Below are 18,335 nucleotides of genomic sequence, written 5' to 3'. Positions count from 1 at the left end.
AGGACCAAAATGCAATCCGAATTCGCGCACGAACAGGCCCAGCGTCACCTGGCACAGCGCAACCGCTTTGCCGCGCTGGCCGGCGTGCTTGGCGTCACCAGCCTGATTGGCATCGGCGCTGCCGTCACCAGCGACGAAGCGGTGGTGCTGGTCCCGATCACCGCCGAGACGCTCACCGTCTCGAGCGGTGGGGTGGACACGCATTATCTCGAGCTCGTCACTCGCGACACCGCGCTGATGCTGCTCAATCGTGCGCCCGAAAGCCTCGACTACTGGATGGAGCAGATCCTCAAAGTCGCCGATCCGGCAGCCCATGGCCGCCTCAAGGCCGAGCTCGTCGCCATCGTCGAGGAGCAACGCGGCTCGGACATCAGCCAGGCCTTCGTCATCCGCGCGATGGAGGTCGATACCAAGGCGCTGACCTCGACGGTCAGCGGCACGCTCAAGACCTTTGTCGGTGCGCAAGTGATCGCCAGCCAGGAACGCCAATTCACATTCCGCTGGTCGCGGCGGGGCCTCAGTCTCGCGCTCTCCGGCTTCGAACAGAATTCAACTCCAGAGGACCAGGACCAATGAACCTCCTCAGCAATCCCGCATCCGCCATGCTTGCCGCAACCGGTGTCGGCCTGTTCAGCGTGGGCGCGCGTCAGCGCCGCGATGTCGCGCTCAAACTTGCGGGGCTGACCGCGCTCGGCCTTGCACTTGTGCCGACACCGGCGCTGGCCGACCAGTTCATCGAGGCAAGCGACGGCTCGACGATCGACTGCGAGCTGGCGCGCGGCGAGCTCACCCGCATCGCGCTGATCGAGGACGGCTTTGCCAATGTCTCGAAGATCGCCAGCGGTTTTCCCTACAACGATTTCCAGGTGACCCACGAGCCGGTGCGCGGCGACATCTATATCTCGGTCCCGCCGCAATATGCTTCGGACCGGATCAGCTTCTTCGCCACCAGTCAGGCTGGCCATGTCTACAAGTTCGCCTGCCGCCTCGGTGGAAGCGAAGCGACCCAGCTCTTCATCACCAACCCCGCGCTTGCGCGCAGCGAAGCCGAGGAATGGCAGGCAAGTGCAAGTCCGTCCGACAATGCCATCCGGCTTATCGAGGCCATGGCCAGCGACGCGGTCCTGCCCGGCTTTGCCGCGCGCGCCGAACTGTCGCGCCCGCGTCGCACCGGTACCATCGAAGTGCAGCAGGTCGCGCAATATGACGGCGCCGAGCTGACCGGCCAGCGCTTCCTGATCCGCAACCTGGGCGGCGAAGCACTGGACCTTGCCAGCGAACGCGAGGCTCCTGCTGGTGCACTCGCCTTTGCCTATGGCCGCGAGACGCTCGCTCCCGGCGAAGCGACCAGCGCCTTCCTGGTCTTTGCCGCAGGAGGGCTCGAGTGATGGCCGAAGCCGAGGACACCAGGGGCAAGACCGAAACCCGCCCGACCGAACACAAGGATTCTGGTCACAAGGATTCTGGGCGCAAGGATACGCGGCGCAACCTCAATGCGAATATCGCACAGCGGCAGAAGCTGCTGCTGGCAGGGATCGGAGGCGTTGCTCTGCTCGCTGGGGCCTGGTTCATCCTAGACGATGACGACAGCGCGTCGGCTGACAGCGAGAGCGTCGCCAGCATCGACACCGGCGGGCTCGTCAATCGCAACCTGTCGCAACGCGAGTTCGTCGCCACCTATGGCAATCGCCTCGATGCGCAGGGTCGCGCGATCAAGGACCTGCAGGACACCCAGCTCCCGCGCCCCGAGATCGAGCAGGAACTCGAAGCCCTGCGCGCCGAGAACGCGCGTATGATGAGCGATGGCCAGGTCGCGATCGATGCCATCTCGGCCGAGAATGCGGCACTCAGGACCGAACTCGAACGCTCGCGCGAAGTGGTGCCCGCTGCGCCTGCAATGCCGCCGCCAGCCTACGGACCCGGCGTGACACCGCCCGACGATAGCGGCGGCACAGCAAGTGCTCCTGCCACAAGGCCAGGCGGGCTCGACATGCTGACCTTCGGCGAGCGCACACCAACAAGCGCGCGACCCGCCGCTGCCGAACGCGCGCCCGCGCTGATGCTTGAGGCAAGCCGCGATTACCTGCCGCCCAATTCCTATGCGCCGGCGCGCGTCATCGTCGGTGTTGATGCCTCGACCGGGGTTGCCAGCCAGACCGATCCGCTGCCCGTGGTGCTGCGGATCACCGGTCCCGCCCGCTCGGTCATGCGCGGCAACGAGCTGCTCTCGACCGACATCACCGGCTGCCTTGTCAACGGCGCGGCGCGCGGCGATCTCTCGGCGGAGAAGGTCTATGTCCAGCTGGTGCGCATGACCTGCGCCCAGCCCGGCGGCCGCTATGCAGTAAGCGAGGTCAAGGGCTTCATCGCCTTTGCCGGCAAGTCGGGCGTGCGCGGCCGCGTGGTCAGCCGCGAAGGCAGCCTTGTCAGCCAGGCACTGCTCGCCGGGATAGTTGGCGGGTTCGGGCGCGGCTTTTCGGCCAACGCCAACGGCGTGTTCACCGGCCAGGTCGGAGCCAATGGCCAGCGCGAGGCGCTCTCGCCGACCGACATCCTTGCAGGCGGCATCGGCCAGGGCGCGGGCGAAGCCGCCGATACAGTCAGCCGCTACCTCATCGAACGCGCCGAACAATACCAACCAGTCGTCGAGATGCCGACCGGCATCGAGGTCGAGATCGTCTTTCTCGACGGCGTCCATGTCAGGAGCACACCCCAATGAACTTTTCCGAGAACCAGCCAGGCCTCAAGGCCCGCCTCGCCCATGTCGCCATTGCAGCTAGCAGCGCCGCCGCAGTCCTGACCGTCGGGGTCAGCGCTGTGACCGCCATGCCCGCAACGGCACAGGATCTGGCGAGCGAGGTCGCCGAGGCGCTGCAACTGCGCTTGCCCAAGACGCCGATCGACGAGATCGCCTGCGACCGCTTCGGTCCCTGGTGCGAGGTCGTCTCGGGCGAGACGCTGTTCTATATCGATAAGAGCGCACGCTACCTGCTGGTCGGGCGTCTCTACGACATGGAAGAGCGCCGCGATGTCACCGCTTCGCGGCTGCTCGAACTCAATCCCGACCTGATCGCGGCAGGCGCGGCGCGCGCCAAGCCATCGGCACAAGATGATGCCGCCGCCGCTAGTGCGCCTGCGACCGACCAAGTCGATCTTTCCACCCTGCCCGCCGAAGGGTCCATTCATTGGGGGAACAAAAGGGGTCCAAAGCTTATCGTCTTCTCCGATTTCCAGTGCGGCTATTGCCGCCGCCTGGTGGATGAACCCGGCAAGGCGGGTGTTTGGATCGAGGAGCGCCCCATCTCGATCCTCGGCTCTCAAAGCCGCCGTCTTGCCGAGACCGTGATCTGCGCGGGTGATCCCGCAGCTGCGCTGCACCAGGCCTATGAAGGGGCACTCGATCCGAGCGGTGCAAGCTGCGCGGAGACCCGCGGGCTTGATGCCAACGAAGCCTTCGCCCGTGCCAACGGCTTTGGCGGAACCCCGGTGATCATCCGGGCGAGCGATGGCGCAGTGCTCCACGGCTACCGCGATGCGGCCACGCTGCGCGAGTTTGCCGCTCATGCAAAGGAGCAGCGCAAGTGAGCGCGCTCTCGCATCTGCGCGCACCGGGCCTTGCCTTGCTCATGCTGACGGGCGGCTGCTCAACGCTGGGCGGCAATGTGTCAGGCGACTTTGCCTGCCGCGCGCCCGAAGGCTCATGCGCGCCGACGACGCTGATCGATGCGGCGGCCACGGGGATCGATGCGCAGCCGAGCGCGGCGGCGTTTCCGTCAGCAGCGCCCCCTAGCGCAGGTGGCCAGAGCCTGCGGATCGTGCTCGCCGCCCATCGCGACGAGGCTGGCCGCACCCACGAAGCACGCGTCGTCCATGTCACCCTGCCCGAACCGGCAACTGCCAGCTGGCGCGCGCCGCAGCGTACCGGCGAGGTTCTGCGCGCTATCGGCAGTTCGATCGAAGCATCCAACGGGGTGCGATCGAACGCTTCCACCAACACCACCGAGCACATGCCGGACGTGCTGCTTCCCCCCTGGCAGCCCGTTCCGGCAGAGCCCGGCGCTGATGCGCCGGCAACAGGGGCACCCGGCGCCGAGCAGGCGGCCCGCGTCCGGGTGCCCCACCCTCTTCAATCCCATGGAGACGAGGAATGAACTTCTCCTTTGCTGCTGCGCGCGACGCGCTCATGGCAGGCCTGTTCGCCGATACCGACCGCGCCGAGAAAGACGCTGCGCATTTCGCGCTCGACATGCTCTCGGACTGGCTACCCTACCGCGTCTATGACGAACGCGCGGGGCTCTATCGCAACCGTGCCTCGAAAGGCTTCGTGCTCGAAGTGACCCCGCTCGTCGGCGCGGACGAGCGCACCGGCGAGATCCTCGGGCAGTTCTTCTCCGAGGGCCTGCCGCCCGGTGCCTGCCTGCAGGTGCTCAACTTCGCCTCGCCCAGGATCGGCAATGTCGTCGGCCCGTGGTTCGCCTTGCGCTACGAACAGGGCGGGATCTACGAAGCGATTGCCCGCGCACGCACAAGCCGCCTTTACGATCTCGTCTGGCAATCGGGAAGCGCGCATGCGCCATTCCATGCCCGCAGCAGCCGCTTGGTCGTCTCCTTGGGCGTGCCGGTGCCCGGCAGCATCAGCGATGCCGAGCTCACCGAATGCCGCGAAGGCCTGCTCGGCATGCTCCATTCACTCGGCCTCCACGCCGCGCCGCTAGAACCGGCAGGCCTCCTCGCGCTGATTGACGAGCTGACTTCGCCCACCACGGCGCGCGAGCCCGACCGGATCGACTGGAACCCCCACGAGACATTGGATGTCCAGGCCATCCGCCGCGATATCGAACTCGAAGTCGAAGACGACCGGCTGATCTTGCGCACCGAACGCTTCCGCGAGACTGGGCGCGACCGGCAGGGCGTGCCACAGGTCGGTGAATGCTATCCCGACCGCTTTGACCTTCGCCACTTTGCCTTCCGCACCGCGCCCGAACGCTGGGCGCCGTGGGAATGCGCGCGGCTGATCGGCGACATGTTCACCGACAAGCTGCGCTTCCCCTGTCCTGCTGCGACCATGCTCTGCCTTGTCTATCCCGACCAGGAAGCAGCTGCCGCGCGTGCGGGCTACAAGTTCATGCGCACGACCAGCCTTGCCGATACCAAGAGCGCGCGCTTCCTGCCGCGCCTTGGCGAACAGTCTTCCGAATGGAAGCACGTCCAGGCCGAGCTCCAGGAAGGCAAGAAGCTGGTAAAGCTCTTCTACGGGCTCACCACCTATTCACCGCTCGGCGAAGGCGATGCCCACGAGCGGGTGGTGAAAGCCATCTACAAGGCGGCAGGCTGGGATCTTGCCGACGAACGCTTCCTGCAATTGCAGGGTCTGGTCGCGGCCTTTCCGCTCAGTCTTGCCGATGGGCTTGCTGCCGACATGACGCGCCTCAAACGCCTTCGCACCATGCTTTCGACCACGGCCGCCAATATCGCCCCGATGCAGGGCGAGTACTTGGGCGGCCCCGTCCCGCACTTGTTGCTCGTTGGCCGCCGCGGCCAGCCCTTCTTCTGGTCGCCCTTCGAGAATGGCGCGGGCAACCACAATATCGCCATCTGCGGCAAGTCGGGCTCTGGCAAGTCGGTGCTGCTGCAGGAACTCTGCGCCGCCCTGCGCGGTGCGGGCGCCAAGGTTGTCGTCATCGATGACGGGAGGAGTTTCGAGCATTCGGTGAAGCTCCAGGGCGGACGCTTCGTCGAGTTTACGCTCGCCTCGGGTTTTTCCTTGAACCCCTTCTCGCTGATCGACGACGCCCGCGCAGAGATCGACGAGGATTACCGCCTCGATTGCTTCGCCATGGTGAAAGCAATCGTCGGGCAGATGGCGCGGCCAAGCACCGCGCCGTCGGACACCGAACGCGGCCTCATCGACAAGGCGATCTCGCAGGTCTGGGCGAGCCTCGGCAGTGGCGGATCGATCGACGATGTCGCCCATGCCTTGCACGAAGGCGAGAACGAGACCGGCAAGGAACTTGCACTCGCCATCGCGCCCTTCTGCCGTGGCGGCAGCTATGCCGGGTTCTTTTCCGGGAAAGCGAGCTTTGCTTTCGACGACGATTTCACCGTCTTCGAGATGAGCGATCTCGCAAGCCGCGAGGAGCTTCGGAGCGTGGTCCTTTCGGCGATCATGTTCATGACCGGCCAGGCGATGACGCGCTCATCGCGGTCAACCAAGAAGCTGCTGCTGATCGACGAGGCCTGGGCCATGCTCAAGGGCGGATCGATGGGCGAGTTCGTCGAGACCTATGCCCGCACCGCGCGCAAATATGGCGGCGCGCTCGCCACCGCGACCCAGTCTCTGAACGACTATTACAAGTCCGACGGTGCGCGCGCCGCGCTCGAGAACTCCGACTGGATGCTGGTGCTCCAGCAAAAGCCCGAGACCATTGCCGATTTCCGGAAAGAGGCACGGCTCGACATGGACGACCGCACCGAAACGCTGATCCGTTCATTGAAGCGCTCGGGGTCCGAATATAGCGAGCTCTATATCAAGGGACCCGAGGTCGAGGCCGTTGGAAGGCTCGTGCTCGATCCGCTCTCGGCGACGATCTTCTCCTCCGATCCCGACACCTACGCCGCGATCCATGGCCATGTCGAAAGCGGTATGCCGCTCGACAAGGCCATCGCGCTCGTCGCTGGCCGCCCTGACGTTCTTGGGGGAGAGGCATGATGTGCATGCATGTCGAAACCATGCTCGATCGGATCGAGCACGGCAATCTTCCTAAGCCCCGGATCGCGATCAAGCCCATGGTGCAAGGCACCTGTCTGGTGCTGATCGAGGCGGCGGGTTTTGCCGCAAGCACGCTGTTGATCGTGCTCGGCCTGCCGCTGTTCGTCTTCCTGTTCCTCGCCGGATGGGATCTTGCGCTGCTGTTCGCGCAGCTCGGCAATCTCGCCGACCACTATGCCAGTGCCGAGCCGCACGCGCGCATTGCCTTCAGCCGCGACCTGCAGGTGGCATTCTTGGTCCTTGCGGGCGGGTTCACGCTGCTGCGCCTGCCAAGCTTCATCCGGCGTCTTTGCACCAAATTCGAGCGGGAGATGCCGCATGACTGAGCAAGCTTCCCTGCGCCCGCTGGCGCTGAAAATCTCCGCCACGCTCGCTCTTGCAGCCGTGCTGCTCTGGGCGGGCTGGATCACGCGCGCGTTGTTCTTGGATGAGCCGCCCCGGATCGTCACCGTCCGGCTTGCCGAGACGATCGGCCACTTCATTGACGAGGCCGCGCGCGCCGATGCCGATCCCGCCACTGTCCAGGCAGCAAGCCTTGCCTATCTCCAGGCCGCCGAGCTGGCGGTCGCCGACATGGGCAAGGACGGGCGCGTGGTGCTGGTCGCCGAAGCCGTGCTTGCGGGCGCTGCCGAAGACGCAACCCCCGAACTCGAAACCCGCATCGCCGCAAGGCTCGAGGTGGAGGCGCAGCCATGAGGCACTTCTTCAACTGGAAGCGCGTCGGCCTGCTGTGCGGCCTCGTCGCGCTGCCGCTCGCCTGGGCGCCGATCGACGCTTTCAGCAAGAGCCATGCCTTCCTCATCAATGCGAGCCCGAGCCTGCCCAACTGGGCCTTCTGGCTCGACAAGGCAGCGCCCATCGAGCGCGGCAGCCTCATTTTCTTCAAGCCGCCCGCAAGCGCGCTCGTGGCGAAGCATTTCGGGGAAGACCCGCAGATGTTCGGCAAGCGCGTGATCGGCCTACCGGGCGATGTAGTGAGCCATGAAGGCATGGAGGTCTTCGTCAACGGGACAAAGGTCGCCACGCGGCTTGCCCGGACCCGGCTCGGCATTGCGCTAACGCGCGGACCTGACGGACCAGTGCCGGAAAACTGCTTCTATGTCGGGACCGATCATCCGCGCGGGTTCGACAGCCGGTACGGCGAGATCGGCTTTGTCTGCCGGGGCCAGATCCTCGGCAGTGGAAAGGCGATCCTGTGATGCGCCGCGCCCTTCTCATGTTCGCCTTCGCGCTCGCCATGCCTACAACGGCGCAGGCCCGCGACTACGGCCAGCGCGGGACGGTCTTCCCGGTGGTGGAGCGCGATCTCCTCGAACAGATCCAGTCGCGCCTCACAAGCATGGAATCCTCGGGCGAGACCGCGCGGCTCAACGAGGAACTGAAGCGCCGCACGCTCGCGCGCGTCGAACGCCCTTCGCCCGTCGCCGGGATTGCGCGCGCCAGCGAAAGCCGCTCGTGGACCTTCGATCCGACAATTGCGCTGCAGCAGGATATCAGGGGCGCGCGCGGCGAGCTCATCCACGCCGCCGGGACGCGCGTCAATCCGCTCGACAGCGTCTCCCTGCGTGCCGATCTCCTCTTCCTCCACGGCGACGATGCCGAACAGCTCGCCTGGGCGCTGCGCCAGCAAGGCCAGCCCAAGCTGATCCTTGTGAGCGGAGCGCCGCTGCAGCTGATGCGCGCGCGCCAGCGGCGGTTTTATTTCGACCAGCAGGGCACGCTCACCTCGCGCTTCGGCATTACGGCGGTCCCTGCGCGCGTGCGACAGCAAGGCCGCCAGCTTGAAGTCAGCGAAATCGCGCTGCCAAACAAGGCGGAGGCTGGTCGATGAGCACCTTGCGCAAACTCCTTGCCGCCATGCTCGCGATAGTCTCGCTGGCGCTCGCCACGCCTGCCGCTGCGGGCGGCGAACCAGGCAAATGCACCGGTAGCTTCGTCAACCCGATCACCGATATCTGCTGGTCGTGCCTCTTCCCAATCTCGATCGGTGCGCTCGACATCTGGCCCTCGAACCGTCCCGATCCCGACAATCCCGACCTGCCCTTGTGCCTGTGTGGTATCCGCCCCGGCATCGCCATGGGCTTCTGGGAACCGGTACGGCTTGCCGATGTCAGCATGAAGCCCTGGTGCTTTGTGAATCTCGGCGGCACCAAGCTCGATCCCGGCTTCGATATCGGCTTCCGTTCGATCTCGGGACCCTCGGCGATCGGCGGGGCGAGCCAGTATTATTCGAGCTGGCACGTCCACTGGTATGCCTATCCGCTGATCTACTGGATGGAAATCGTGGCCGATTTCCTCTGCCTAGAGGCAGGTTCGATCGACATTCTCTACATCTCCGAGATCGATCCGCTGTGGCAGGATTCAGAACTCACCGCGATCATCAACCCCGAAGCCGTGCTGTTTGCCAATCCGCTGGCGCTCGCCGCCTGCGCGGCCGACTGCGCCGCATCGACCGCCAACCTGCCGCTCGACGAGATGTTTTGGTGCGCCGGCTGCCAAGGCTCGATGTACCCGATGAACGGCAATGTCTCTGCCTCGATCGGCCATGTCCAGGCCTCGCGGCTCGTGCTCTCGCGCTTTGCCTACAAGCTCCACCGTGAATTGGTCTCCTGGGGGACCATGGGAAGTGCCGGGCTGTGCGGCAAATACCTCATGCCGGTGATGCGGAAGCAGCAATACCGCTTCCAGATGACCAACCCCAATCCGGCAACATCGGGCCGCTACGCCTGCGCCCCGATTGGCGCCTCCACCACGCTCCAGGAACCCGGACAGGTCATTCCCGCCATCGGCGAGGACATGGGCTACCTCGTCTGGCGCAAGAGGAACTGCTGCGCGCTATGAAACATACATTTCCCCTTCTCGTCGCCATTTCTCTCCTAACCGCTGCCGGCTTTGCCGCCGTCGCGGCGCAGGACACCGATCCAGAGCTTGATCTCGAAGAGATCCGAGCGCGGGCCAATGAGTTCACCGAAGATGCCAAGGCGCTTGCGACCAGTGTGCGCAATCGCGCCGAGACGCTGGTCGAGGATGCGCGGACAACGCAGAGCGAGGCGCAAGCCAATCGCGCCGCCTATTTCGCGAGCGTCGGAGCAGAAAGCTCGGGCGAGGTGCTCGATTTCGATGCCATGGTGCGCGAACAGGCCGCTGCCGAGCGCAGCACAATGGGCACCAGCCCGCGTTTCATCGCCTTTGCCTCGCTTTCCATGCCAGAAGCTTCATTGAAGGCCCTGGTACAGGACATGGCGCGCGCGGGCGGTGTCACCGTGCTGCGCGGCTTTCCCGAAGGCAATGCCGATCTCTTCAAGCGGCGCCTGGCGTCGATCTGGAGCGATGGCAGCGAGACAGGTGCGCTCGGGATCGATCCGCGGCTGTTCCGCGCCTTCGATATCGAGGCCGCACCGAGTTTCGTCATGCTCGGCGGCGATTTCAGCCCTTGCGACGGCTTCGATTGCACCAGCCATGTGCCCCCGCACGACCGCCTCGCGGGCAATGTCAGCGTCGCCTACGTCCTCGAGACTTTCGCCGGAGGCGGCGGTCCCGGGGCCACTGCCGCTCGCCATCGCCTCACCCAGCTTGAAGGAACCCGGCCATGAAACTGGCACCAATCCTCGCTTGCCTGCTGGCCCTCGCCTTGCCGGGAAGTGCATTATCCCAATCGCCCGATGCCGCGCGCGCCGATGGCAAGGAAACCGCGCGCGAGCTTCTCGAGACCGCACGAAGCAGTGCTTCTGCGCCGGTCGATGCCAATCGCCTGCCCAATTTTGATCCGGCAGGCGTGCAGGGCCTCGAGACGCTGGCCGACGATCCCGACCGGATCGATAACAATTCGCGAAGCGCGGCACAGGTCCACGAAGGCTATCGGGCGATGGAAGAAAGCCTCGCGCGCCGCGCGCGGTTTGATCCCAGCGAAATCGAGGCGGTGATCGCGCGCGCGGGCGCGATCAGCGATGCCCCGCTCGACTATACCAGCGGAATGGCCATCGGCGGCAGCCAGGGCCAGTGCGTTGAACTGCCGCCGGGTTCGGCCTCGGCAGGCACATACATCGCCACCTGCAACAGCGGAACCTCGGGCGAACTGGTCGATGCCAGCTGCACAGCGAGCCTCGTGCCGGAAGTCACGACGACCAGCGAATTCGACTACTATTGCCTGCCGAACAATGCGCCCGATGACGGCAAGTGGTCGTGCACGAACTATACTGGCGGTAGCTGCTACCTCTATCAGACCGCCTTCGTGCATTGCGCGAGCCTTCCGCAATTCTCGAGCATTCCCTGCCGCGGGCAGAACATGATCGAGGTACACCGCTTCCGCTGCGGCGATCAGATCGGCGGTTTCGCGCCTGACGATGTGACGACCACCCGGACGGTCGATGTCCGGCTCGACGACAGCCAATGTCTGCCGCTTGCCCAGGCCTCCACCTGCTCGCAGGTCACCGAGACCTGCACCGATGCCAGTCCGCAGACGCGCATTGTCGATGGCGTTGCAATCACCCGCAGCTGCTGGGAATGGCAACGCGACTACCAGTGCCTCGACACGGTCACGGGCAATGATTGCGGCGAGATCGAAGCCAATCCCGAATGCCGTTTCAGCCACGAAGAATGCCTCACCGACGATATTCCCTGCCAGACCAGCGAGAGGCTCTACGAATGTGCCTTGCCGCCCGATGGCTCGGCGCCCGCCCAATATATCTGCGATGGCGACGTTTATTGCATCGACGGTTCGTGCGAGACCATCGAGCGCCAAGCCAATGACGAGTTCAAGGATGCCGTCGTTGCCTTGAACGCGATGAACCAGGCACGCGGCGAATTCGATCCCGACACGCTCACGCTCTTTACCGGAACGCGCAACACCTGCTCGTCCAAGGTCTTCGGCATTCTCAACTGCTGCAAGGGCAAAGGCTTCCCGCTTATTCCGGGGATCGGCCTGCTGGTGGCGCTGGGCTGCGACCGCGAGGAAGTGCTGCTTCACGAGCGCGATGCGCAGGGCCTTTGCGCCTATGTCGGCACCTATTGCTCGGACAAGTTCCTCGGAGTCTGCCTCACCAAGCGCAAGGCCTATTGCTGCTTTGAGTCCAAGCTCTCGCGCATCCTGCAGGAGCAAGGCCGCGCGCAGCTGCCCAAGCCCTGGGACGAGCCCAAGGAAGAGACCTGCGAGGGTTTCACGCTCGACGAGTTCGCTCAGCTTGATTTGAGCCAGATGGATTTCTCCGAAGTCTATGCCGAGTTCACCGAGGCGGCACGCCTGCCCGACGAACTCGAGACCAGCGTGCTCATCCAGCAGAAAATCGAAGACTACTACGCAAGGAGCACCCCGTGATGCGCCGTGCCGCCCATTCCATCCGCCTTGCGCTGGTGCTGTCGATGACCGTGCCTGGCGTCGGCCAGACTGCCATGGCGCAGGAGGCCCAGGTCAGTACCGATACTGCCGATATGCTGTACTGCGAGGAGCGGCAGCTCGGTTACTGGTTCTACTGCATCGACCCCGATCCGGAGCCGCGCGAGGACGAGGCAACCTCGATCCCGACGGCAAGCGCGGCTGAAGAACTCGACGCCATAACCGGCGAGCTGCGCGAGTTGAAAGCCCAGGCGATCCTCTATCCCACGCCTGCAAACGTCACCGCCTATATCCGCTTCCAGCGCGAACAACTCGACCGCGCCTCGCTCTTTTCCGATGTCTGGCAGCGCGCGCTCTGGCAGGATCCCGCGCTCGATTATACGCTCGAACGCCCGGTCGGCGCGCTCGCCAAAAGGCAATGGCAGGACGCGCGCGCTGCCGAGCGTGACGTGGTCATGGCGCGGCTGTCACAGCGTTACGGCCTGTTCTATTTCTTCGCCCAGACCTGCGGCGCCTGCGAGGTCATGAGCCCGATCGTCAAATCGGTCGCGGAGCGGTGGCGCATCACCGTGCGCGCCATCTCGACCGATGGCGGACCCTCGCGCCACTTCCCGAACTACACCGTCGAAAATGGCCAGCGCCCGCGCATGGGCCTCGAGCCCGGCTGCGGTCGTCCTGTGGGACAGCGAGACCCGCCGCCCGATCCCGATTGGCTACGGCGTGCTCTCGGCCGACGAACTGCAGGACCGCATCTACCTCCTCACCACCAGGGAAGCCGGCCATGACTACTAGGATCGGAAAATTAGCACTCACGCTGAGCGCGCTCGCCATGAGCACCGCACCGATTGCCGCATCGGCGCAGGACGTCGGCGACAGCATGGACCGGTTTATGGATGACATGGGCGCGGCGGCCAATGTCACCGGCCCGACTGCCTTCGAAGGCCAGTCGGCAGGCTATTACTCCATGGGCAATGTCTGGACGCGCTTTCCGCAGAAGACCACCAACATTGCCAATCTCCAGCTGCCGCGAGCACGGGCAGGTTGCGGCGGTATCGATATCTTCGCCGGGTCCTTCTCCTTCATCAATGCAAGCGAAATGGTCGCGCTCTTGAAAGCCGTCGCCAACAACGCGGTGGGATTTGCCTTCAGCCTCGCGATCGACACGATCTGCCCCGAGTGCAACAAGATCATGCAGGAGTTTTCGCAAAAGGCGCAGCTCATGAACGAGCTGTCGATCAACTCCTGCGAAATGGCGCAGGGCCTTGTCGGCGGTGTCTGGCCGCAGGGCGATCTTGCCGACAAGGCGATCTGCGAAGCGATCGGCAATTCGACCGGGATCTTTACCGACTACGCCGCTGCCAAGCATGGCTGCGGCACGCGCGGCCAACGGACAAGTACCAACAATGCAGGCGGCAGTGATTTCGAGGACGTCAATCCCGGCGTGCCGCGCAACTACACCTGGCATGTCCTGAAAGAGTCCGCCTTCTTCAATCCCGGCGGCACCTTCGACCGCGATCTTGCCGAATATGCCATGACGTTGATCGGCACGGTGATCTACGTCCCGCCAAGCGATGATGATCCGGGTAGTTTCGTGCCTTTCGCGGGTGACGCTTCCTCGACGCTGGTGACCGCGCTGCTCGACGGGACGCAGGGCCAGAGCGTTGAGGTCTTTCGCTGCGACGAGCCCAATCTCTGCCTCAATCCCACCTTCCAGCAGCTGAGCCTGTCTTCGACCAAGGCGATCCGCCCACGCGTGGCGACCATGATCGGCAATATGGTCGAAGCGATCCGCGAGGATACCGCGATCGGCGCTGCCGAGATCGAGCTGCTGCAGGTGGCTTCGCTGCCCTTGTACAAGATACTCACCGTCCATGCCGCCTATGGCCGCGGCATGGCAACCGACGATCGCGCCACACTTGCCGAGGTCACCAGCATCGATCTCTTGCACGCGATCCTCGAGCGGATCTCGTCCGAAGCGAGCCGCTCGATGGCGAGCTTCATCGCTGCCGACGAAGCCAAGCTGACGCTCTGGCGCGCGCAGGTCGCAGAAGTGAGGAACCAACTCGCCAGCAGGCAGGCGACCGGACAGGCGCGCATTACCGCTATCGTCCAGATCATCGAGAAGACCGCGATGATCGAGAACATGCTCGCAGCCTCGATGTCGCCCTCGATGGCCGCCGCGCTCGACTGGTCGCGCGGCTTCCAGTCACGCTCGATCGTTCCATAAAGGTAATCCCATGGTCGAAGTCTACACGGTCGGCGGCGGCGAATATCTCGTCAACGTCTTCAACGCGGTCGCTGCCTGGACCGGCGCGGGCGGCTACAAGAGCCTGATCCAGGTCGCGCTTGTCATGGGCATGGCGCTTGGCGTCATCGTGCTCGCTTTCAACCAGGACTGGCGCGCCTGGGTGAACTGGTTCCTTGGCGCGACGCTCATCTACATGTGCCTGATGGTGCCGCGCATGGACGTCCATGTCACCGACCGAGTCAATCCAAGCCTTGCACCGGCAACGGTGGCCAATGTCCCGCTCGGCCTTGCCCTCATGGCAAGCTTCACCAGCCAGGCGGGCGACTATCTCACCCGCTCGGCCGAACTGGTTTTTGGCCTGCCCGACGATCTCAACTACTCGAAGAACGGCATGATCTACGGCGCAAGGCTTTTGGAAGCGACCCGGGGCCTGCGCATCTCCGATCCCGAGTTCGCCGCCAATCTCGACGAGCATTTCAAGCAATGCGTCTTCTACGACGTCCTCTTGGGCCGCTATTCGATGCAGGAGCTTGCCGAAAGCGCCGATATCTGGGCGACGATCGGTCCTGGCAGCGAAGCCCGCGCGCAGCGTTTCCTGATCCGCGACGTCAACACGGGCGAGGTGACTTCGGTCGTCACCACCTGCCGCGAAGCCTACAATACGCTTGGCGGCCAGTGGACGAACCTCATCGACGACATGGGCACTGCCTTCGGTCGCCAGCTCTATCCGCGCCAGACCGAAGCGCTCGCCCGCGCCAAGCTCTTTGCCGACCTTCCCATCGCCTACAGCTATCTTTCGGGGGTTTCGAGCAATGCCAGCGACATCTTCCGCCAGGTGCTCTCGATCAACGCCATGAACCAGGCGATGCACGGCTTTGCCGGAGCCAGCGGCATGGGCAGCATCGATGTCTTCGCCCAGACCCGTGCCGATATCCAGACCGAGCGCAGCTATGCCTCGATCGCGCACAATTCGATGAAATGGGTCCCGATCCTCAATGTGGTGTTGACCGTTGTTTTCTACGCGCTCTTCCCGGTGCTCTTCCCACTGTTCCTAATGCCACGGACCGGGCCGATTGCTTTGCGCGGCTATGTCACGGGCTTCTTTTACCTCGCCGCCTGGGGGCCGCTGTTCGTGATCCTCCACATGATCCTCATGTTCAAGGGTGCGAGCGATGTGGCAGCGGCAGGTGGTGATACCGGTCTCAGCCTCGCGACGTTCGCGGGCATGAGCGATGTAAACTCCGATATCGGGGTGCTCGCGAGCTACCTCGTAGCCTCGATACCGTTCCTTGCTGGCGGCGTGGCGCGTGGCGCCATGGCGATCTCGGGCCAGGCGACCTCCTACCTCAATCCCAGCCAGAACGCCGCCGAGGAGGCCGCGCGCGAAGCGAGCACGGGGAACATCTCGCTCGGCAACACCAATCTTGAGAATTCGTCGGTCTTCTCGCGGCAGTTCGCGCAGGGCAATCTGGCACCCAATATCGCCTATGGCGCGGGCCAGACGCGCAGTTTCGGCGATAGCGGCACACAGACCACGGGCTTTCCAGTTGCCGAGTTCGCTCACGTTCCGACCTCGAGCTATCCCTTCTCGCCGACGCTGGGATCGGACTTCTCGAGCAGGCTGTCGACCATTGCCGGGCAAAGCCGCAGCCAGAGCGAGACCTATTCCAACCTCGCGCAGCAATCGACGAGCTCGGCGATCACTCGCTTCTTCGAACTTCGCGATGCCTATTCGACCGGCCAGTCGAACGAGACCGTCAGCGGCACCTCGTCGGGAGACAGCATCGGCACCGCCTTCAGCGAGATCGACAATGCCTCGCGCACGCTGCAGCAGCAGTTTGGCCTCTCACGGCGCGCCTCGGACGACATCACCGTCTCGTGGTTCCTGAATGGTGACGCGGGGCTGGGCCTTCGCGGGCAGAGAGGGCCGTTACGCGGCGATATTGGTTTGCGTGGTGGGCGAAACCAAAGCTGGACTGACAGCGATATCGGCATAGCCTCGGAAGATCGCTCGCGACTCTTGGCCGCGCTCACACAGATCTCCGAGAGCCGCAACTGGTCGAGCACACGCGAAGGTTTCCTGCGCGAGACGAGCGCAAGTTCGGAGAGCCTGGTTTCGACCACTGCCTCGGGCCTCAACACCTCGCTCACCGAGGCCCAGAGTTACACTATCGAGGCCCGCCGTGCCGAGGAGCTTGCCAGCCGTCTCGAGGACCAGGCAAGCTGGTACGAGAGTGCCAATGCTGCGGGTACGCTCAATCTCAGCCAGGCCTATCGCGAATGGGGAATGGCCGAGATCGAGGCCAATCGCGACTATTATGGCCCTGTCCGCTTCGACGATATCGCGTTTCAGATGAGTCCAGCCGGACAGCAATTGCAGGCTCGCTTTGTCGCCAGCTACGCCGACCGCATCCACGAAGATATCGAGGGCGAGCTTACCTTGCCCCCGGCCGCACCAATCTCGCGACCGAGTGTTGGGAGCAGAGGTGACGTCCGCGGGTCTGTGCGATTGGGATCGGTGCCAGGAAGCCTGTCGGAACCTTCATCCGCGCGGGAAGATATCGGCCGCGCGGTAGACCGTGTGCAGAGCCGCGGTGGGGACCGGGTCGATACCGTTGGAGACTACCTCGAGGGCCGCACACGCAATGCGCGGGGAGCAAGCGCGGAAGCGGCCGACGAGATCAAGGAATGGTAGGTCAGAGCAGGCCGTCGTAGATCACGACAAAGATAACGAATGCGACGAACAGTACGGCAAAGAGGATCAGGCCAGCTCGGCTCCAGGGGTCCGCCCACGCCTTCGTCCAACTGTACGCGGTCATTCGATTTTCAGCGATAGCTCGATCGATTTCGCGAAAGCCCTGCCAGTCTTCCTTAGATGGCGGCGGAGAGTTGTCAGGATTGGTCATCGATTGTCTCCTTCGCCAGATCCAGAGTGGCCTCTCCTCTTGGACGCGCCAGTCTCGAGCCTGTCGAGCATAGCCGAATTGTCCAGATATTTGAATTGCTCACTCGCACGCCCGTTCGTGATGCGGTCGTTCCCACACTGGCATGCACACGCCTCGGCGCCACACTCCGCAAGGTAGGCTTCCAGCCGCATCACGGTTTTGCGGCGCGGATTACGGCCATTCCTGAGATCGAGCACGAAGCGGGGATCGCCGACCGCCTCCCTCCCGAAGGTGGTCGCCGAAATGTCGTTATCTCTCAGATGGTTTTCGATCCGTTCCAGGAGGGTCATCTACAACTCGCATCGCTTCAAGAATCACTTGTGTTCTTGTTATGTTCTTAGTAGGAAGACATCCTCAGGTCTAGGAAGAATCCTACGATCCAGAACGAAGGCACGAGACGATGGAACATGTCCGACAAGAGCTCGACCGGCTCCTGCGTGAGCGGGGAAGCGGCTACGCCGCGATCTCGCGGATGCTCGGTCGCAACCCCAGCTACATCCAGCAGTTCATCAAGCGCGGTTCGCCCAAGACGCTCGAACCGGATGATCGCCGGATGCTCGCTTCCTTCCTGGGCGTCGACGAACACGTGCTCGGCGGGCCGGATAAGAGCGACAATGACGGCATGGTCGAAATCCCCATTCTCGATGTCCAGGCCTCAGCTGGGTTCGGGGCGATTGCGGCAAGCGAAAATGCCTACACAAGGTTCGGCTTCGACGAACGTTGGCTGCGCGCGCTTACCCCTGCGAAGAGCGCAAGCCTGTCGATCGTGCGTGTGCTGGGAGACTCCATGGAGCCTACCCTCAGCGATGGTGACGAGGTCCTCGTCGATGCATCGGATCATTGCGCCCGACTGCGCGATGGCATCTATGTCCTGCGCACGGACGATGTGCTGGCGGTCAAACGCATCGCTATCAAGCCGGGAGCGAAGCAGATCACAGTCGCCAGCGACAATCCCGCCTATCCGACGTGGAACGATATGGATCGTTCCGAAGTGCACGTGGTCGGGCGGGTCATCTGGTTCGGGCGGGCTCTTTAGGTCGC

The 18,335-nt window shown here is 64.0% G+C and carries 18 protein-coding genes and 1 pseudogene; 17 read left to right on the top strand and 2 right to left on the bottom strand.

Annotation, left to right across the window (positions count from 1 at the left end):
- Positions 1–9: 9 nt before the first annotated feature.
- From K4G67_RS12100 to K4G67_RS12025, 16 genes and pseudogenes are all read left to right on the top strand, one after another.
- Positions 10–576 carry a type IV conjugative transfer system protein TraE gene (locus tag K4G67_RS12100; protein WP_239806618.1) on the top strand — a complete coding sequence of 189 codons (567 nt, stop codon included), beginning with the start codon at positions 10–12 and terminating at the stop codon, positions 574–576.
- Positions 573–1,388: a type-F conjugative transfer system secretin TraK gene (locus tag K4G67_RS12095; RefSeq protein ID WP_239806617.1), complete on the top strand. Its 816-nt coding sequence runs from the start codon at positions 573–575 to the stop codon at positions 1,386–1,388. Before K4G67_RS12100 ends, K4G67_RS12095 begins: the two co-directional genes overlap by 4 nt.
- The gene (locus tag K4G67_RS12090; protein WP_239806616.1) at positions 1,388–2,719 is read left to right on the top strand and encodes a TraB/VirB10 family protein; all 1,332 of its coding nucleotides are present in this window, start codon (positions 1,388–1,390) and stop codon (positions 2,717–2,719) included. The genes K4G67_RS12095 and K4G67_RS12090 overlap by 1 nt, the downstream gene beginning before the upstream one ends.
- A complete protein-coding gene (locus K4G67_RS12085) occupies positions 2,716–3,585 on the top strand; it encodes a DsbC family protein (RefSeq protein ID WP_239806615.1) in 870 nt (289 codons plus the stop codon). The genes K4G67_RS12090 and K4G67_RS12085 overlap by 4 nt, the downstream gene beginning before the upstream one ends.
- Positions 3,582–4,151 carry a hypothetical protein gene (locus K4G67_RS12080; RefSeq protein ID WP_239806614.1) on the top strand — a complete coding sequence of 190 codons (570 nt, stop codon included), beginning with the start codon at positions 3,582–3,584 and terminating at the stop codon, positions 4,149–4,151. The genes K4G67_RS12085 and K4G67_RS12080 overlap by 4 nt, the downstream gene beginning before the upstream one ends.
- On the top strand, positions 4,148–6,709 hold the full coding sequence (traC, locus tag K4G67_RS12075) for a type IV secretion system protein TraC (protein WP_239806613.1): 2,562 nt from the start codon (positions 4,148–4,150) through the stop codon (positions 6,707–6,709). The genes K4G67_RS12080 and traC overlap by 4 nt, the downstream gene beginning before the upstream one ends.
- Before the next feature lie 20 nt (positions 6,710–6,729).
- Entirely contained in the window at positions 6,730–7,095 is a 366-nt protein-coding gene (locus tag K4G67_RS12070; protein WP_239806612.1) for a hypothetical protein, read from the top strand.
- A complete protein-coding gene (locus K4G67_RS12065) occupies positions 7,088–7,465 on the top strand; it encodes a TrbI F-type domain-containing protein (RefSeq protein WP_239806611.1) in 378 nt (125 codons plus the stop codon). Before K4G67_RS12070 ends, K4G67_RS12065 begins: the two co-directional genes overlap by 8 nt.
- Positions 7,462–7,968 carry a S26 family signal peptidase gene (locus K4G67_RS12060; RefSeq protein WP_239806610.1) on the top strand — a complete coding sequence of 169 codons (507 nt, stop codon included), beginning with the start codon at positions 7,462–7,464 and terminating at the stop codon, positions 7,966–7,968. The genes K4G67_RS12065 and K4G67_RS12060 overlap by 4 nt, the downstream gene beginning before the upstream one ends.
- Positions 7,968–8,600: a type-F conjugative transfer system protein TraW gene (gene traW / locus K4G67_RS12055; protein ID WP_239806609.1), complete on the top strand. Its 633-nt coding sequence runs from the start codon at positions 7,968–7,970 to the stop codon at positions 8,598–8,600. The genes K4G67_RS12060 and traW overlap by 1 nt, the downstream gene beginning before the upstream one ends.
- Positions 8,597–9,610 carry a conjugal transfer pilus assembly protein TraU gene (gene traU / locus K4G67_RS12050; protein WP_239806608.1) on the top strand — a complete coding sequence of 338 codons (1,014 nt, stop codon included), beginning with the start codon at positions 8,597–8,599 and terminating at the stop codon, positions 9,608–9,610. The genes traW and traU overlap by 4 nt, the downstream gene beginning before the upstream one ends.
- Positions 9,607–10,362 carry a type-F conjugative transfer system pilin assembly protein TrbC gene (gene trbC / locus K4G67_RS12045; RefSeq protein ID WP_239806607.1) on the top strand — a complete coding sequence of 252 codons (756 nt, stop codon included), beginning with the start codon at positions 9,607–9,609 and terminating at the stop codon, positions 10,360–10,362. Before traU ends, trbC begins: the two co-directional genes overlap by 4 nt.
- Entirely contained in the window at positions 10,359–12,083 is a 1,725-nt protein-coding gene (locus K4G67_RS12040) for a conjugal transfer protein TraN (protein ID WP_239806606.1), read from the top strand. Before trbC ends, K4G67_RS12040 begins: the two co-directional genes overlap by 4 nt.
- Positions 12,083–12,893, top strand: a pseudogene (locus tag K4G67_RS12035) (conjugal transfer protein TraF). Before K4G67_RS12040 ends, K4G67_RS12035 begins: the two are co-directional and overlap by 1 nt.
- Before the next feature lie 37 nt (positions 12,894–12,930).
- Positions 12,931–14,328: a conjugal transfer protein TraH gene (locus tag K4G67_RS12030; RefSeq protein ID WP_420830037.1), complete on the top strand. Its 1,398-nt coding sequence runs from the start codon at positions 12,931–12,933 to the stop codon at positions 14,326–14,328.
- A gap of 10 nt (positions 14,329–14,338) precedes the next feature.
- The gene (locus K4G67_RS12025) at positions 14,339–17,044 is read left to right on the top strand and encodes a conjugal transfer protein TraG N-terminal domain-containing protein (RefSeq protein ID WP_239806604.1); all 2,706 of its coding nucleotides are present in this window, start codon (positions 14,339–14,341) and stop codon (positions 17,042–17,044) included.
- A 1-nt stretch (position 17,045) separates the two neighbouring features.
- On the opposite strand, the gene K4G67_RS12020 is transcribed toward K4G67_RS12025, so the two are convergent.
- Together K4G67_RS12020 and K4G67_RS12015 are read right to left on the bottom strand one after the other, a co-directional pair.
- Positions 17,046–17,255 (bottom strand): hypothetical protein, encoded by a 210-nt coding sequence (locus K4G67_RS12020; protein ID WP_239806603.1) that lies wholly within the window; start codon positions 17,253–17,255, stop codon positions 17,046–17,048.
- A complete protein-coding gene (locus tag K4G67_RS12015) occupies positions 17,252–17,584 on the bottom strand; it encodes a hypothetical protein (RefSeq protein WP_239806602.1) in 333 nt (110 codons plus the stop codon). The genes K4G67_RS12020 and K4G67_RS12015 overlap by 4 nt, the downstream gene beginning before the upstream one ends.
- Positions 17,585–17,694: 110 nt before the next feature.
- Here K4G67_RS12015 and K4G67_RS12010 point away from each other — a divergent pair, with 110 nt between their 5' ends.
- Positions 17,695–18,330, top strand: coding sequence for a LexA family transcriptional regulator (locus K4G67_RS12010; protein WP_239806601.1), 636 nt, complete (start codon positions 17,695–17,697; stop codon positions 18,328–18,330).
- Positions 18,331–18,335: the final 5 nt, after the last annotated feature.

It is taken from the genome of Croceicoccus hydrothermalis, assembly GCF_022378335.1.
Classification (GTDB): Bacteria; Pseudomonadota; Alphaproteobacteria; order Sphingomonadales; family Sphingomonadaceae; genus Croceicoccus; species Croceicoccus hydrothermalis.
Note: the sequence above shows the minus strand (reverse complement) of the source record. Positions and strands in the feature narration are given on the sequence as shown.

Bases quoted from the DNA above. Each gene is read 5' to 3' on its own strand.
- K4G67_RS12090 (WP_239806616.1), top strand. From the start codon at position 1,388: ATGGCCGAAGCCGAGGACACCAGGGGCAAGACCGAAACCCGCCCGACC.
- K4G67_RS12010 (WP_239806601.1), top strand. From the start codon at position 17,695: ATGGAACATGTCCGACAAGAGCTCGACCGGCTCCTGCGTGAGCGGGGA.
- K4G67_RS12065 (WP_239806611.1), top strand. From the start codon at position 7,088: ATGACTGAGCAAGCTTCCCTGCGCCCGCTGGCGCTGAAAATCTCCGCC.
- trbC (WP_239806607.1), top strand. From the start codon at position 9,607: ATGAAACATACATTTCCCCTTCTCGTCGCCATTTCTCTCCTAACCGCT.
- traW (WP_239806609.1), top strand. From the start codon at position 7,968: ATGCGCCGCGCCCTTCTCATGTTCGCCTTCGCGCTCGCCATGCCTACA.
- traU (WP_239806608.1), top strand. From the start codon at position 8,597: ATGAGCACCTTGCGCAAACTCCTTGCCGCCATGCTCGCGATAGTCTCG.
- K4G67_RS12095 (WP_239806617.1), top strand. From the start codon at position 573: ATGAACCTCCTCAGCAATCCCGCATCCGCCATGCTTGCCGCAACCGGT.
- K4G67_RS12085 (WP_239806615.1), top strand. From the start codon at position 2,716: ATGAACTTTTCCGAGAACCAGCCAGGCCTCAAGGCCCGCCTCGCCCAT.
- K4G67_RS12100 (WP_239806618.1), top strand. From the start codon at position 10: ATGCAATCCGAATTCGCGCACGAACAGGCCCAGCGTCACCTGGCACAG.
- K4G67_RS12040 (WP_239806606.1), top strand. From the start codon at position 10,359: ATGAAACTGGCACCAATCCTCGCTTGCCTGCTGGCCCTCGCCTTGCCG.
- K4G67_RS12070 (WP_239806612.1), top strand. From the start codon at position 6,730: ATGCTCGATCGGATCGAGCACGGCAATCTTCCTAAGCCCCGGATCGCG.
- K4G67_RS12060 (WP_239806610.1), top strand. From the start codon at position 7,462: ATGAGGCACTTCTTCAACTGGAAGCGCGTCGGCCTGCTGTGCGGCCTC.
- K4G67_RS12025 (WP_239806604.1), top strand. From the start codon at position 14,339: ATGGTCGAAGTCTACACGGTCGGCGGCGGCGAATATCTCGTCAACGTC.
- K4G67_RS12020 (WP_239806603.1), bottom strand. From the start codon at position 17,255: ATGACCAATCCTGACAACTCTCCGCCGCCATCTAAGGAAGACTGGCAG.
- K4G67_RS12015 (WP_239806602.1), bottom strand. From the start codon at position 17,584: ATGACCCTCCTGGAACGGATCGAAAACCATCTGAGAGATAACGACATT.
- K4G67_RS12030 (WP_420830037.1), top strand. From the start codon at position 12,931: ATGAGCACCGCACCGATTGCCGCATCGGCGCAGGACGTCGGCGACAGC.
- traC (WP_239806613.1), top strand. From the start codon at position 4,148: ATGAACTTCTCCTTTGCTGCTGCGCGCGACGCGCTCATGGCAGGCCTG.